Annotated in this window: 9 protein-coding genes; 5 read left to right on the plus strand and 4 right to left on the minus strand. The window is 64.1% G+C overall.

The genetic code is table 11. The features are described 5' to 3' along the window. The 3 genes from HG262_RS30835 to HG262_RS07275 form a co-directional block, all read left to right on the plus strand. A partial coding sequence (locus HG262_RS30835; protein ID WP_211186997.1) for a VCBS domain-containing protein occupies positions 1–5,142 on the plus strand: 5,142 nt, incomplete at its 5' end. A 105-nt stretch (positions 5,143–5,247) separates the two neighbouring features. Continuing rightward, positions 5,248–5,931, plus strand: coding sequence for a transglutaminase-like cysteine peptidase (locus HG262_RS07270; protein ID WP_211186998.1), 684 nt, complete (start codon positions 5,248–5,250; stop codon positions 5,929–5,931). Positions 5,932–5,948: 17 nt separating this feature from the next. Further along, entirely contained in the window at positions 5,949–7,925 is a 1,977-nt protein-coding gene (locus HG262_RS07275; protein ID WP_169270384.1) for a LapD/MoxY N-terminal periplasmic domain-containing protein, read from the plus strand. A 12-nt stretch (positions 7,926–7,937) separates the two neighbouring features. Here the strand turns inward: HG262_RS07275 and HG262_RS07280 are convergent, their stop codons facing one another. Genes HG262_RS07280 through HG262_RS07290 form a run of 3 tightly spaced genes read right to left on the minus strand, consistent with a single transcriptional unit; the run spans position 7,938 to position 11,296 of the window. Further along, a complete protein-coding gene (locus HG262_RS07280) occupies positions 7,938–8,765 on the minus strand; it encodes a M48 family metallopeptidase (RefSeq protein WP_169270385.1) in 828 nt (275 codons plus the stop codon). Between the two features lie 44 nt (positions 8,766–8,809). Then, positions 8,810–9,877, minus strand: coding sequence for a chorismate synthase (gene aroC / locus HG262_RS07285; RefSeq protein ID WP_169270386.1), 1,068 nt, complete (start codon positions 9,875–9,877; stop codon positions 8,810–8,812). A 36-nt stretch (positions 9,878–9,913) separates the two neighbouring features. Then, positions 9,914–11,296 (minus strand): GGDEF domain-containing phosphodiesterase, encoded by a 1,383-nt coding sequence (locus tag HG262_RS07290; protein ID WP_169270387.1) that lies wholly within the window; start codon positions 11,294–11,296, stop codon positions 9,914–9,916. A 609-nt stretch (positions 11,297–11,905) separates the two neighbouring features. Here HG262_RS07290 and HG262_RS07295 point away from each other — a divergent pair. Together HG262_RS07295 and HG262_RS07300 are read left to right on the plus strand one after the other, a co-directional pair. Further along, positions 11,906–13,798, plus strand: a complete 1,893-nt coding sequence (locus HG262_RS07295; RefSeq protein WP_169270388.1) for an EAL domain-containing protein — start codon at positions 11,906–11,908, stop codon at positions 13,796–13,798. 155 nt (positions 13,799–13,953) lie between these two features. Then, the gene (locus HG262_RS07300; protein ID WP_248293272.1) at positions 13,954–15,357 is read left to right on the plus strand and encodes a HAMP domain-containing sensor histidine kinase; all 1,404 of its coding nucleotides are present in this window, start codon (positions 13,954–13,956) and stop codon (positions 15,355–15,357) included. 27 nt (positions 15,358–15,384) lie between these two features. Here the strand turns inward: HG262_RS07300 and HG262_RS07305 are convergent, their stop codons facing one another. Beyond that, positions 15,385–16,104 (minus strand): response regulator transcription factor, encoded by a 720-nt coding sequence (locus tag HG262_RS07305; protein WP_169270390.1) that lies wholly within the window; start codon positions 16,102–16,104, stop codon positions 15,385–15,387. Positions 16,105–16,224 lie beyond the last annotated feature (120 nt).

The following is a 16,224-nucleotide window of genomic DNA, read 5'->3' on the forward strand; positions in this document are numbered from 1 at the left end:
CATAACCTGACCAACAACGACCCGGCCGTTCAAGGCCTGGGCGCTGGCAAGACGCTGACCGAGACCTTCACCGTTACGACGGCTGATGGCAGCACGGGTCAAGTGGTCGTGACCATCGTGGGTACCAACGACATCCCGGTCCTGACCGGCAAGGCCGATGGCGCTGTTGCCGAAGACGGCACCCTGGTTGCCACCGGCAAGCTGGACGTCGCCGACGTCGATACGACCGACACGCACGCCTGGACCGTCAACAACGGCGGCAAGGGCACGTACGGTTCGTTCTCGGTCGACTCGACCGGCAACTGGACCTACAACCTGGACAATGCCAACAAGGACGTCCAGGCGCTCAAGACCGGCCAGTCCATCACCGAAACGTTCACCGTGACCGTCGATGACGGCAACGGCGGCGTCGTGTCGAAGGACGTCACGGTCACCATCAACGGTACCGACGACGGCGCCGTCATCAACCCGGCTACCCCGGGCAGCGATGCGGGCACGGTCAAGGAAGACGCTACCCTGACGACGGGCGGCAAGCTCGACGTGATCGATCCCGACGCTGGTCAGGCGGTCTTCCAAACGCAGACCAACACGGCGGGCCAGTACGGCAAGTTCTCGATCGATGCCAACGGCAACTGGAAGTACGACCTCAGCAACAGCGATACGCGTGTGCAGGCTTTGGGTGTCGGCGAAAGTTTGACCGAAATCTTCACCGTCAAGACGGCCGACGGCACCACCGGCAAAGTGACGATCACCATCGAAGGCACCAATGACCTTCCGGTGATTTCGGGTACGACCATCGGTGCGGTCACCGAGGACGTCGCCACGACGGTCGCGGGCCAGCTCAAGGCCAACGACGTCGACGTCAACGATACGCATAGCTGGTCCGTCAACAATGCCGGCAAGGGGACGTATGGATCCTTCACCGTCGACGCGACCGGCAAGTGGACGTACAACCTGGACAACGCCAGCCCCAACGTGCAAGCGTTGGCCAAGGGCCAACAGGTCAACGACACCATCACGGTGACGGTCGACGATGGCCATGGCGGCAAGGCGACGCAGACCATCACGGTTACCGTGACGGGCACCAACGACGCCCCGACGATCAGCGGCACCGCGGTCGGCGCCGTGACGGAAGACGCTGCGCTGAATACGGTTTCGGGGCAGCTGTCCAAAACCGACGTCGATACGAACGATACCCACACGTGGACCGTCAGCGATGCCGGAAACGGCACGTACGGCACGTTCACGGTGGACAACACCGGCAAGTGGACCTACTCGCTGGATAACTCCCGCGCCAACGTCCAGGCCCTGGCCGCCGGCCAGAAAGTGACCGACACCATCACCGTGACCGTCGATGACGGCCAAGGCGGCAAGGCCACGCAACAGATTACGGTGACCGTCACCGGCACTAATGACAACCCCACCATCGGCGGCGTCATCACCGGCGCGGTCAAGGAAGACGGCACGCAAATCGTCGCGGGGCAGCTCACCAAGTCCGACGTAGACACCAACGACGTCCACACCTGGTCGGTCAACAACAACGGCAAGGGCACGTACGGCACGCTGGTGGTCGACAACACGGGCAAGTGGACCTACACGCTGGACAATGGCAACACCAAGGTGCAAGCCCTGGCTGACGGCCAGCAGGTCACCGACACCATCACCGTGAACGTCAATGACGGCCAGGGCGGCACGGCCCAGCAGGTCATCACGATCACCGTCACCGGCACCAATGACGTCCCGACCATCGGCGGCGTCATCTCCGGCGGCGTGACGGAAGACGGCACGCAGATTGTCAGCGGCCAGTTGACCAAGACCGACGTCGACACGACCGACACCCACACGTGGACGCTCAACAATGCCGGCAAGGGCACCTACGGCTCGTTCGTGGTGGACACCACGGGCAAGTGGACCTACACGTTGGACAACGCCAACGCCAAGGTTCAGGCGCTGGCCGACGGCCAGAAGGTGACCGACACGATCACTGTGACCGTCGATGACGGCCATGGCGGCAAGGCCACCCAGGTCATCACCGTGACCGTCACCGGCACGAACGACAATCCGACGATTGCCGGCAACACCGCCGGCGCCGTGAAGGAAGATGGCACGCAGACCGCCAATGGCCAACTGACCAAGACCGACATCGACACCAATGACACGCACACCTGGTCTGTCAGCAATAACGGCGCGGGCACGTACGGCACCTTCACGGTAGATTCTTCAGGCAAGTGGACGTACACGCTGAACAACAATGCAGCCAATGTCCAGGGCCTGAAGGAAGGCCAGCAGGTCACCGACACCATCAACGTGACCGTTGACGACGGCCACGGCGGCAAGGCGACCCTGCCCGTCACGGTCACGATCACCGGCACCAATGATGCGCCGGTGATCACTGGCCAGACGACGGGCACCGTGACCGAAGACTTTACGCTGACCTCGACCGGCAAACTGACGGTGACGGACGCAGACGTGGGCCAGAGCGGCGTCGCCGCGCAGACCAATGTGGTCGGCAAGTACGGCACGTTCTCGATCGACGCCAACGGCAATTGGACGTACACGCTGAACAATAGCCTGGCGGTGGTGCAGAACCTGCCCGCGGGCGCCCTGCTCTCCGAGTCGTTCAATGTGGTGGCGGGCGACGGCACGACGATCCAGCCGATCACGGTCTCGATCGTGGGCACGAACGACGCGCCGGTTGCGGCCGACAATTCCGCGAATGTGGAAATCGGCGCCAGCCACGTCTTCACGGTTGCCGAGTTCGGCTTCAATGATGGCGCAGAGGGCGACGCGCTGCAAAGCGTGATCATCTCGCGCCTGCCGACGGACGGCACGCTGACGCTCAACGGCAACCCCGTGACGGTGAACACCGCGGTCTCGGCGGCGGACATCGCTGCTGGCAAGCTGGTGTTCACGCCGTCGGCCAATGGCCTGGATACCTCGATCGGGTTCCAGGTGCGCGACACCGGCGGCACGGACCACGGCGGCCAGAACACGTCGGGCACCTACAACTTCGTGCTGAACACGGACAATATGGTGACCGGCGAAAATACCGGCAGCGGCACGGGCACCAATCCTCCGCTGAGCGGCGGCTCAGGCGACGACGTTATCCTGGGCGACAAGGGCGGCACGGTCACGACCGTGGAGCCGGGCAAGAGCTACAACATCGCCCTGGTGGTGGATACCTCGGGCAGTATGGCCTACGGCCTGGACGGAACCACCGGAGTTTCCTACAACCAGTCGCGCATGAAGCTGGTGAAGGATGCCCTGGCGGTGCTGGCCAACCAGTTGTCCAACCATGACGGCAAGATCAACGTCACGCTGATCGGGTTCGCGACGAGCAGCGGCGAGAACATCAGCATCAACAATTTCTCGAAGGCCACCCTGCCCTCGCTGCTTGCTGCCATCGACGCGCTGACCGCCACTGGCGGCACGAACTACGAAGCCGCCTTCAATACCGCGGTGAACTGGTTCAACCAGCAAAGCAACAGCGGCAATACCGCCGCCAACGGCTACGAGAACAAGACGTTCTTCCTGACCGACGGCGATCCCACCTACTACCAGACGACCAACTGGTTGGGCCAAACCGTTGTGGGCGGCACCGGCAACTCCACGGACGCGACGACCATCAGCGAGTCGCTGTCCGGCTACAACCCGCTGGCCAACATCAGCCAGGTCAATGCTATCGGCATCGGCCCGGGCGTGAACGCCGACATCCTGCGCGTGTTCGACAACACGGGCGGCGGCGGCACGGCCTACGCGCCGGTCGGCAGCGGTTCGGACACGACGCTTGCCAATTTCAATTCGGGCTCTACGTCGAGCACGAACTGGAACAACATGTCCAACTGGACCACCACCGGCACGGGCAGCGGCAGCTCGGTTTCGCGTACCAACAGCGCACTGCAGATCGTCGACACCACGGGCGGCACGCACACCACCGCGACCAGCCCGACGTTCACGATCAGCGCGTATGGCAAGGTGACCTTTGACGTCACCACCAGCAACTACGCGACGGGCGACAAGTTCACTTGGACGCTGCAGCGTTGGGACGGCAGCAAGTGGGTCAATATGGACAGCGGCAGCACCACAGCCGCCCTGTCCGGGAAGACGTCCGTGTCGTCGGCGGTGATGCCTTCAGGCTCGTATCGCCTTGTCTATGACCTGGACGACACGACCAACAACTCGCAGAGCGCCACGGTCCAGATCGACAACATCGTGCAAACGAGCTGGACGTCCTCCAACGTGGTATCGGCGCCCGGCGGCCAGGTGGATATCGTGCTCAAGCCCGAAGACCTGACGACGGCGCTCCAAGGCGGCAACATCACCAACGACCCGGCGGTGGTGGGCAACGACGTCATCAACGGCGGCGCCGGCAACGACATCATCTTCGGTGACACGATCAATACCGATCACCTCACCTGGGGCAATGTCGCCGCCGGTTCGCATGATGGCCAAGGCCTGAAAGCGCTGCAGGACTTCCTGGCCTATCAGAACGGCCATGCCGCGACCAGCAATGAGATCTACGACTACCTGAAGGCCAACCACGCGCAGTTCAACCTGCCGGACGATCCGCGCGGCGGCAACGACACCGTCCATGGCGGCACGGGCGACGACATCATCTACGGCCAGGGCGGCAACGACACCCTGTACGGCGATGACGGCAACGACGTGCTGTACGGCGGTGCCGGTAACGACACCCTGAGCGGTGGCGCCGGCAACGACACGCTGGACGGCGGTTCGGGCAACGACACGCTGATCGGCGGCAAGGGCGACGACACGTTGATCGGTGGCGCCGGCAGCGACACGTTCAAGTGGGAATTGAACGACCAGGGCTCGGTCGGCACACCGGCGGTCGATACGATCAAGGACTTCTCCAACGCCACCATCGCCAACGGCGGCGATGTCCTGGACCTGAAGGATCTGCTGATTGGCGAGAAGGACGGCACGCTGACGCAGTACCTGAACATCCACAAGGAAGGCAACAACACGGTCATCGACATCAACACCAAGGGCCAGATTGCCCAAGGCGCCGACCAGAAGATCGTGCTGGAGAACGTGGACCTGACGAACAATGGCCAGATGAACAACCAGGCCATCATCAACGACCTGCTGCAGAAGGGGAAGTTGAACGTCGACCACAGCTAACCCTTAGTGCCCCAGGGGCGGACCGGCAACGGCCCGCCCCTGGCCGCAGGCATTTTTTTAAGCAGGCATGTCTGCGAGAGTCGGAAAAATGTGAAAATCCGTTTCATGTCCTCGACTCACCGTTTCCGCGGCACGCTAACCCTGTGCCGACTGGTGTTGCTATGCCTGGCTTGCGTCTGGGGCGGCAGTTTCGCCCTGGAAGTCAGCACCGATCGGCTGCAAAGCCTGGCGGCCAGCCGTTATGGGGCAAAAGGCGCGAAATCGGTGGGAAGCTGGTTGCAGCTTCTGCGCAACCCGCCGCCGTCCCTGGAACGGGACAAGCTGACGCTTGCGAACGATTTCTGGAACCGTGCGCTGCTCTCGGGCGAAGACACGACCATCTGGGGGCAGGCGGACTACTGGGCCACCCCGCTGGAATCGTTGGGCAAAGGCGCCGGCGACTGCGAAGACTACGTGATCGGCAAGTACTTCACTTTGCTGTCGATGGGCGTCCCCGCGAACAAGCTGCGTTTCATCTACGTCCGCGCACGCATTGGCGGCCCAGCCAGCAGCAGCCAGGTCGCCCACATGGTGCTGGGCTACTACGAAACCCCGAATGCCGTCCCGCTGGTGCTGGACAGCCTGATCTCCACCATTCTGCCGGCGACGCAGCGTCGTGACCTGACGCCGGTCTTCAGCTTCAACGCCGACGGCGTCTACGTTGACGGCAAGCCCGCCGCGCCGGTTGACCGACTCAGCCGCTGGCGTGATCTACTTCAACGCATGGAACGGGAAGGCATACGCCCCTGACGGCCGGAAATAAGACTATGTCCATACTTCGACAGCTACTGCTCAGCGTTACCCTTGCGATCGGCGTGATTCTGCTGGGCACCTTGGCGCTTAGCGTCAACTCGGCGCGCGAATACCTGTCGGGCCAGTTGCAGGTGCAGAGCACCGATGCCGCCGTGTCGTTGGCGCTGTCCTTATCGCAGCCCGCCAACAATGACCCCGTCCTTCAGGAATTGCTGGTGTCGGCGCTGTACGACGGCGGCCATTTCTCGCTGGTGCGCCTGGCCGATCCTGACGGCAAGGTGCTGATCGAGCGCAAGTCGGATGCCACGCCCAAGTCGGTTCCCAACTGGTTCCAGAAGCTGGCGCCGCTGGACACGCAACCCGCCAGCCATGCCGTCAGCGACGGCTGGCGCCAGATCGGCGAAGTCACCCTGATCGCTAACGACGCCTATGCGTGGGAAGCCCTGTGGCGCAGCAGCCTGAAGATGATCGCGCTGGTTGTGGGCGCAGGCGTCTTGTGGGCGGTGTTTGCGTTTGTACTGGTGGGCTGGATCAAGAACCGCCTGCTGCGCGAGATCAGCGACCATGTGCGCAGCATCGGCCAGGACACCCCGCCCGAACAAGTGGAGGCCCGCGTGCCCGAACTGTCCGGCGTCGTGCAGGCGTTGAACCAGACCCGCGAACGCGTGTATGCCAGCGTCGAAGAGCAGAACGCCAAGATCGAATCGCTGGAGCTGGAGCTGAACCAGGATCCGGTCACCGGCCTGCCGAACCGCAAGTACTTCGTCAATGAATTCCGGCGCGCGCTGGAAGCGCCGACGGCCGCCACCGGCCAGCCGGCATCGCGTTCCATCGCTGGCGGCCATGTGCTGGTTTTCCGTCAGCGGGATCTGGCGGACCTGAACCGCCATATGCCCCGCGAATTCATCGACCAATGGCTGCGCACCGCGTGCCAGCGCATTCAAGGCACGCTCAAGCGCTTGAATGTCGCCACGCCGCTCCTGGCCCGCCTGAACGGTTCCGATTTTGCGCTGTTGCTGCCCGGCTGCGCGGCCCCGCAGGCGATGATGGTCGCTGAACAATTGCGGGCAGACCTGCATGCGTCGCGCATCCCGGTCGGAGAAGGCCATCTGTGCCGCTGGGCCCAGGCCATGACCGATTACGGTTCGGGCAATCAGGCCGGCCCGGTGCTGGCGCGCCTGGACTTCGGGCTGATGCGGGCGGAAAGCGCCAACAACGATCAGGTCGTGATCGCGGGCGCGACCGACATGCAGTCGCCGTCGGAATCGGGCGAACGCGCCTGGAAGGACGCCATCCTGACTGCGCTGGAGAAGAACCAATTCGAACTGGCGACCGAACCGCTGCTGGCCGCCGACGGCCGCAAGGTCCGCACGGAAGCCATGCTGATGCTGCGTACTGCGGCCGATCAGGCAGCCATTCCCGCCACCCTGTTCATTCCGCCCGCCGTGCGGCTGGACCTGGTGGCCGAATGCGACCTGGAGTCCGTGCGCCTGGGGCTGGAATGGCTGGTGGCCCACGAGGGCCAACTGGCCATCCGGGTCGCCCTGCCCTCGTTGCGGGGCCAGAAGTTCTTCCGCCAGCTGGCGCTGTTGCTGACGGAACACCGTGGGCTGGCCTCGCGCCTGTTTCTGGAAATCGACGCCCACGGTCTGGTGGAATGCCACGAGCAGATCGCCACGCTGGCGCGCGTGGCGTCGGAATTCGGCGCGCATATCGGCGTGCGCCGCCTGGCGCAGCAATTCGGCGCCGTGGCGCAACTGCACACCCTGCCCTTGTCGTATGTGAAGCTGGGAGGCGGGTTCGTGGGAGGCATGTCGCAAAGCCCGGGCAGCCAGCAGTTGACGGCTTCAGTGCTGGAAACCGCACGCGCCCTGAATATCGCGGTCTATGCCGAAGACGTGCCCGATGCCGAAACGCGGCACATCCTGTCCGACCTGGGCATCAGCATCATGCGCGGGCCGGGCGTAAAGCCGGCGGCCAACGCAACGTGACGCCGGGCCGCGTTATTTCCTGGCTTGCTGATACAGCGGCAACACCTGCTGTGCCGCAGCCTGCAGGTCGCTGATGCGCGATTCGGCCGAGGGGTGCGTAGACAGGATTTCCGGCGGCGCGTTGCCGCTGTCGGCCGCCCCCATCTTCTGCCACAACGTCACCGCGGCACGCGGGTCGTAGCCCGCCCGCGCCGCCAGTTCCACGCCCATGCGGTCCGCTTCGGTCTCGTGCGTGCGGCTATTGGGCAGCGTGAACATCACGCTCGTGAGTTGCCCGCCCAGATCGGATGCGGCGTTGGAACCTGTCGCGATGGACAGCACCTGCAGGCCCAGGTTGGTGGCCATCTGCTGCGAAACACGCTCGCGCGCGTGCTCGCGCAGCGCATGGGCGATCTCGTGGCCCAGCACGGCGGCCAACTCGTCGTCGGTCGGCTTGATCTTGGAAATCAGGCCGGTGTAGACGGCGATCTTGCCGCCGGGCATGCACCACGCGTTGATCTCGTCGCTGGACAACACGTGCACTTCCCACTTCCAGCCTGACGCGTCGGGCCGGAATATCCCTGCCTGCGCGATCAGCCGCTGAGAGATCGCCCGCACCCGAGACAGCTGCTGCGCATCGCGGTCCAGCACCCCCTTGGCTTGAGCCTGTTTGAGGATGTCCGTGTACTGCTGGCTTGCCTCTTGCTCCAGCGCCTGCGACGGCACAAGGCTGGACATGTACTGGGTGCGGTTGACGCCGATAGCCCCGGACTGCGTGGTGTTCATGCCGGTGCAGCCGACCAGGGCTGCCAGCAGAAGCGTCACGGCCGTGCCGCGCAATAGATGACGTTTACGGTTCATGTCGGTCTCCAGCAGACGATGGCAGGAACGGGAACGCCCGCGAGTCAGAGCGGATCGCCGCACTGTCCACGGTGGCGCAGCGCGTGGTCGATCAACACCAGGGCGAGCATGGCTTCGGCGATGGGCGTCGCGCGGATGCCCACGCAGGGGTCATGGCGGCCCAGCGTCTGCACCATGACGGGTTCATTCGCGCGATTGACCGAACGGCGCTCGACGCGGATGCTGGACGTGGGCTTGATGGCCAGCGACACGGTGATCGGCTGGCCCGTGGAAATGCCGCCCAGCACGCCGCCGGCATGATTGGTCAGGAAACCGTCGGGCGTGATCTCGTCGCCGTGCTCGGAACCGCGCTGCGCGATGCAGTCGAAACCCGCGCCGATGGATACGCCCTTGACGGCGTTCAGGCCCATCATCACGTGCGCGATGTCGGCGTCCAGGCGGTCATAGATGGGTTCGCCCCAGCCGGCAGGCAGATTTTCCGCCACGACTTCGATCCGGGCGCCGACCGAATCGCCATCCCGGCGCAACTGGTCCATGTAGGCCTCCAGTTCCGGGACGACGTCTGCATTGGGCGCGTAGAACGGATTGTTGGGCACGTCGTCCCAAGACACGAAGGGAATCGCGACCGGGCCAAGCTGGCTCATGTAGCCACGCACTTTCACGCCGTACTGCTCGGCCAGCCACTTCTTGGCGATGGCGCCCGCGGCCACCGTGGGCGCGGTCAAGCGCGCGGACGAGCGGCCGCCCCCACGCGGATCGCGCACGCCGAACTTGCGCCAGTAGGCGTAGTCGGCATGGCCCGGCCGGAACGTGTCGGCAATATTCGAATAGTCTTTGCTGCGCGCGTCGGTATTGCGGATCAACAGGCCGATTGGCGTGCCCGTGGTGACCCCCTCGTAGACGCCGGACAAGATTTCCACCTGGTCGGCTTCCTGGCGCTGCGTGACGTGGCGCGACGTGCCGGGACGGCGGCGGTCCAGTTCAAGCTGGATATCAGAGGCGTCCAGGGGCAGCCCCGGGGGACAGCCATCCACAACGCAACCGATGGCCGGCCCGTGGGATTCGCCGAAGTTCGTGACGGTAAATAGGGTACCTAGGGTATTGCCGGGCATAGGAAGTCAACAGGTCGGATTTGCAAGCAACCCCGATTATGACACCGCCGAAGCCAAAGCCTGGATTTCCGAGGCCGGCGCTGGGCGTCCCAGCAAGAAGCCCTGCATCTCCCGGCAACCCAGGGACTTGAGGATTTCGCGCTGACCTTCGGTTTCGACGCCCTCGGCGACCACCGGCAGGCGCATGGCCTGGCACAGCCCGAACAGCGCAGATACGACCTCGCGGCTGCCGGCGTCGGACTCCAGCGCCGAAATGAAACTGCGGTCGATCTTTACCCAGTCGATGGGCAGATGGCGCAGGTGATTCAGGCTGGAATACCCACAACCGAAATCGTCCAGCGCCACGCCGATGCCCTTGGCGCGCAGTGTGTTCAGGATCTTGACGTGCCGCTCGTAGTGCAGGATGAAGATCGATTCCGTGATCTCAAGCACCAGCTTGTTCGGTGACAGCCGGGTGGCCGCCAGCACGTCGGACACCAGTTGCACCAGCCCGTCTTCGTTCATCTGTTTGACCGACAGGTTTACGTGGACTCGCCAGGCAGGGGGCCATAGCGCGGCCTGCGAGCAGGCACGTTCCAAGATCCAGGCGCCCAGGGGGACGATCAGCCCGCTGCGTTCAGCCAATTCGATGGTGACTGCAGGCGAAACGCTGCCCAATATGGGGTGATGCCAGCGCAACAAGGCCTCGCAGCCCTGCACCACGCCGGTCCCGCTGTCGCAAACAGGCTGGTAGAACAGTTCGAACTGCTCCATGGCGGGCGTTGTCAGCGCCAGGCGCAGGTCGTTTTCCAGGCCTTGCTGGTCGCGGTGCCGTGCCAGCAACCGGAAATCGAACAGATTCCATCCCGGCCCGCCACGTTCTTTCAACGGAACCATCGCCACCTGCACGCAGCGTTGCATTTCTTCCACAGTGCGGCCGTGGTCGGGATACAACGCCGCCCCGACCCGGAAAACGGCAATCAGGGGACGCCCCCCCAATTCATACGGGGCGCTCAAGTCACCAAGAAGCTTCGCAGACACCTGAGCTGCGCCCACTTCGTCCACTTCAGGGACACAAACCGTAAAGCTGTCGATCCCGGTGCGTGCCACCATGCCACCCAGCGTGCGGGTGATCAGGCCAAGACGGTTAGCCACCTGCACCAGCAGCGACTGGTCTTCACCCGCGCGCAGCATGGCGCTGATTTCCGCGTACTGCTCGAAACTGACCAGGAAAAAGGCGCCGCGGCGAGCGGGCCCTGCCGTCTGGGCCAGCCAGGCACGCGCGCGCCGCTGCAGCTCCTGCTGGCTAAGGACGCCGGTCAATTCGTCGCGCGTCAGCCGTTGACGCAATGCACGCTCCCGGCGGACAAAAAACACGCTTATCGCCGCAAGTGCACCTGCGAGCGTCAGGCACAGTGCGAGCAGGTAACTCTCACGCACGGAGCCCCCTATCTAGAAACCCCTGGCGTTGCGGTCCAGGAAAGAACCCAAGGGCTGTAACATTTTTTAAATTATGCATTATTTTCGCAAAAAAACGCCACACTTCAGAGGCAACGCGCCCCTTTTCCTTGAAATCCTAAGGCTCTCTGCTTGCTCGTGGATGATCATATCGGTCCCTGGATAGCGTTCGCTGGCCGGTCCATAGATCCATGCCCTACCCTTACTACGACAGCCAAAGCCCAAAAATTAATACGCCCTGTCTCAATAGTTCTCAACGAAGACGGATATCACGATCGAAATAATTGCACAGGTCGTCGGATGCCGTAGCGAATTTCGTAATATTCTGTACGTTCCGTGACATGCCGAATTACAGTGTAAGCGGCGTCACTAAGGTATTAGTAACGTGTGTCACGTTTCTTATCCAGGTTTTTTCCCGTCGGGCACGTTCGCTGCCCGATGTCCCCTTTCATCGGCCGCCCGGCAACCCTCCCCGCGAGCAGGCATGCCGTCCAAAAAGGGAACCCCAAACACATGTCGACATTCCGCCGGTTACTTTTTTGCACAGCCCTTCTGATCGGCTTCATCCTGCTCGGCGCCCAAGCGCTGGGGATGCTTGCCGCTCATCGCTATCTGAATGCGCAACTTACGCAGCAGAGCGAAGGCGGCGCAAGCGCCCTGGCCTGGGCCCTGTCCCACGCCTCGTCCAGCGCGGCCGAGCGGTCGGCCCTGGCGCACGAGCTGTTCAAACAAGGGCTGTATGCGCTCGTCCGCGTCACCGATGACGGGGGAACCGTTGCCGCCGAGCACCATAAGGGCCAGAACGGCCCGGGACGGGACGGCGACTGGCGCGACGCCTGGTTGAACGTGCAGGCGCCCGCCGTGTCGCGGCCCTTCGCCTCATCCGACGGCAACGTCCGGGGCACCGTCACGGTACAGGCGGACACCCGGCTGGCGCGCGACACGCTGTGGCAAGGCGGCGTGCGCATCCTGGGGCTGGTGCTGGTGGCGGGTGTCTTCTGGGCGCTGTTCGCGTTGAACCTGGTGCGCTGGATCGAAGTCCGGACGTCGCGCGACATCTGCGAGCGTGTGCGGGCCCTGGACCCGGGCAACCATACCGCGCTGACCGGATCGTGCGAATTGGCCGGCGTGGACCAGGCCCTGGTGGACGCGCAGCGCCGGGTAGCCGCCACGGTCGAAGAGCAGAACGCGAAGATCGAATCCCTGCAAAGTGAAATCTACCGGGACACCGTTACCCGCCTGCCCAACCGCAAATACTTCGTCGATCAGTTCCGGTTAGCCTTGACGGATAAGACGCCGGATGCCGGCGGCCACATCCTGATGTTCCGCCAGCGCGACCTGGCCGAGATCAACCGGCATTTGTCGCGCGCCTTCACCGACCAGTGGCTGCGGTCGTCGTCCGACCGTTTGCGCAAGCTGATCGAGGAGTTCGGCGGGCCGTCGGCGCAGATCGCGCGCATCAGCGGGTCGGACTTCGCGCTGTTGATGCCCCGCACGTCGGCCCCGCAAGCCAGCCTGCTGGCCGAGCGGGTGCGCCGCGAACTGCGTTCGCTGCGCGTGCCGATGGACAAGTATGGCTGGTGCCGCTGGGCCCTGGCTATGACCGCTTTCGCCCCTGGCGACATCATGAGCGATACGCTGGCCCGGCTGGACCACGCCTTGATGTGCGCCGAAAGCGCGGACGACGACCAGATCACGCCGGCCAGCCAGGCCGCCGACAGCACGCGTATCGGCGAATACAGTTGGCACGACGCCCTGGCGACGGCCCTGGAGCAGCATCGTTTCTCGCTGTCCATCCAGCCGCTGCATGCCGTATCCGGCGCTTTGCTGCACCACGAGGCCAGCCTGACCCTGCACGACACGTCGGGCGCAGATCCGGTGCCTGCTTCCATCTTCATGCCGCCGGCGGTCCGGCTGGGCCTGTCCGCCGAATGCGATATCCAGGCCATCCGCCTGGGCCTGGACTGGCTGTTCACCCATTCCGGCGCCCTGACCGTGCCCGTATCGCTGGCCTCGCTGGCGCAAACGTCCTTCCTGTCCAGACTGGACAGGATGCTTGCCGACCGCCCGGCGTTGACCCTGCGCCTGACCGTCGAAGTCGATGCCGCTGGCCTGGTCGAACAAGGCGGCGACTTGCGCCAACTGTGCCAGATCGTCACCGCCGCCGGTGCCCGGATGGGCATATCCCGGCTGTCGCAGCAGTTCGGCGCGATGGAACGCCTGCATGAATATCCGGTGTCGTACCTGAAGCTATGCGGTAGTTTCATTACCGGCCTGTTGCACAGCCCCGGCAGCCAGCATCTGGCCGCCACCGTCGTGGCCACCGCCACGACGCTGGACATGGCCGTCTATGCCGACGACGTGCCCGACTTGGCCACTCAGGCCATTCTGGAAAGCCTGGGCGTCCGCGCGATACGCGGGGCTGTCGTAAACTTCTCGCATACGCGCGACCTCGCGCCGGATCACCAATGGGTTCCTAGTTGACGGAAGGATTGTTTCTTCGCACCCGCTGGCGTTTTCGCCATCTCCGTGCGCGACGCGCCAATGCCGGCGCTCGAACGGCGTTATCGCGGTCAGGCGCGCTGCTATGCGCCTTGTCGTGCGCGGTCCTTTGGCCGGGCGCCGCCCTGGCGTTGGGCTTGAACGTCTCCCCCGACGACATCCAGCTTGGGCTGACAGCCGGTGTCGCCATCGCAGGCGGACTGGCATGCGCCGTCGCGTGGGGCGCCACCCGAGCATCCCTCTATGGAGCCGGCGTCGCCTTCATGTTGATCGAGGGCCTGTTCCGGTCGTTGCCGGCGATACTGCCGCCTGGCGCGCTGCAGGCAGGGTCTTTCGCGGCCTTACTGGCCTTGACCGCGCCGTTGTTGTCGGACTTTCCATACGCATCGAAGCTGGCGGCCGTTTGCCGCGGCCTGAGCGTCGCCTTGGTAGCCATTGCGGCGCTGGCGCTGATCTTCGTTTACGAAACCGAAAACGGCTCGATTCCCGCCGCGATCGCCGGACTCTGCGCCGTGCTGAGCGTGCCACTCGTCCTCTGGTTCGCCGCGCGCGCCGTGGTACGGAAGGCTGGCCGCGGGCTGTCTCTGGCGTTGGCCGGCGCTTATGCGTCGTCGACCTGGATGCTGGCGCACGATGCCTGGCAAGCCAACGGCGCTGATACCACCGGCACGCCGATCGAACTGGCCCGCCTGCTGCTGGTCGCGGGGACCCTGTTCGGCGTTGCGCTTACCCGCCAAGCCCGCCCGCAAACCCTCGCCAGCCGCCCCGGACATGACCCGGCCGATATCGAACATCTGGCTCAAGGCGAGTTGCGGCTGGCCGAACTGGCTGGCGCGCTGGACACGCAGCGCCAGATGAACGCGCTGATCTCCCATGAATTGCGCGCGCCGCTGGCCACCATCAGCGCGGCGGCCCAATCGCTGGACATGATCCTGTCCGACAGCGGCGAGGCCGTGGACAACCGGCTGGGCCGGATACACCGTTCGGTTGGCCGGATGACTGAACTGATGGATCAGTTGCTGAATCAGGATCGCCTGGGCGAACAGGCCTGGACCCCGCGCGGTGAGCAGACCGACCTGGCCGAATTGGCGCGCGATGTCGTGACGGCAATGCAGCCGGATACCGCGCATGCGCTGATGATTCAGGCGGACGGCGCCCTGCCCGTGTATTGCGATCGGCCACTGACCAGTGTGGTCGTGCGCAATCTGATTCACAACGCCATCAAGTATTCGCCGGCCAATGAACCCGTCAAGATCGAAACGGGCCAGACCTGTTCCGACGGCATCCCGATGGTCTGGCTTGCCGTCATTGACCGCGGGCCGGGCATCGGGGAAGAGGAACAGGCCCGGATCTTCGAACCCCATTTCCGTCGTTCGGCGCATCGCGAGACCCAGGGCATGGGCATCGGGTTATATCTGGCGCGCCGCATCTGCCAGAACCAGGGCGGTTCGCTGAAGATGCAAAGCAAGGTCGGGGTCGGCACGCGTTTCATCATCACTCTGCCGGCCCGGGCTCCGGGAGCCCAAACCGCGGCAGGCTAGCGCGGCACGCGCAAGCCGCAGATCGGATCAGGCGGCGAAGACGTAGCCTTGGCCGCGCACCGACAGCACCGGCAGCTTCAGGCCAGCGCTTTGCGCTTTGGCGCGCAGGCGGCTCACCAGCACATCGATGCGGCGCAGTTCAAAACCGCCCGGGCTATCCGGCAAGAAAAGTTCGGCCAGCACTTGGCGGCTGACCGCGCTGCCCGCCGCATCCATCAAGGCCATCAAAAAGGTCCGTTCCTGGGCGCTCAGGTGCAACGACGCGCCGTCAGGCGCCACCAATATCCAACCACCGTCCTGCAACGACCACGTGCTGTCCGCCGACGCGCGCGTTTCCGCGTCCACCGGACGGGGCGCCTTGGCCAGACGCATGCGGCGGGCCAGGCTGCGAATGACGGAACTAAGTTCCAGCAAATCTACAGGTTTGGTCATATAGACGTCCGCGCCGCCTTCCAGGCCGCGCACGCGGTCTTCGAGAGCGCTGCGCCCGGTCAGCATGACGATGCCCACCGGACTCAATGCCCGCAGCCGGGTCGCCACGGAAAAACCGTCTTCGCCGGGTAGGTGCGCATCCAGGATGACGATGTCGCACGGCTGCTCCTGCAGGCGGCGATAGAACGCCGCAGCATTATCACAAGCAAATGCCACCCGAAAACCATAGCCGCCCAAGCCTAATGCCAACTCCTCCCGGAAGTCGGCATCATCCTCGAGCAGACCGATACATAGCAAACCATCTGCGCCAGGCATATTCAGAGTGCTTTATATTGAAAATTGTCGACAAATGCCCCAAGGATGCGGCATTCCATCCTGAGTGTCCCGCAGGCGACAATCTTACGAGATTTACAATGGAAACGAATGATTGCAGTG

The sequence above is a fragment of the Achromobacter sp. Bel genome, from assembly GCF_012928505.1.
GTDB lineage: Bacteria > Pseudomonadota > Gammaproteobacteria > Burkholderiales > Burkholderiaceae_B > Achromobacter.

Excerpts from the sequence above, each read along its gene's own strand:
- HG262_RS07295 (WP_169270388.1), top strand. The coding sequence starts at position 11,906 with ATGCTTGCCGCTCATCGCTATCTGAATGCGCAACTTACGCAGCAGAGC.
- HG262_RS07280 (WP_169270385.1), bottom strand. The coding sequence starts at position 8,765 with ATGAACCGTAAACGTCATCTATTGCGCGGCACGGCCGTGACGCTTCTG.
- aroC (WP_169270386.1), bottom strand. The coding sequence starts at position 9,877 with ATGCCCGGCAATACCCTAGGTACCCTATTTACCGTCACGAACTTCGGC.
- HG262_RS07275 (WP_169270384.1), top strand. The coding sequence starts at position 5,949 with ATGTCCATACTTCGACAGCTACTGCTCAGCGTTACCCTTGCGATCGGC.
- HG262_RS07270 (WP_211186998.1), top strand. The coding sequence starts at position 5,248 with ATGTCCTCGACTCACCGTTTCCGCGGCACGCTAACCCTGTGCCGACTG.
- HG262_RS07305 (WP_169270390.1), bottom strand. The coding sequence starts at position 16,104 with ATGCCTGGCGCAGATGGTTTGCTATGTATCGGTCTGCTCGAGGATGAT.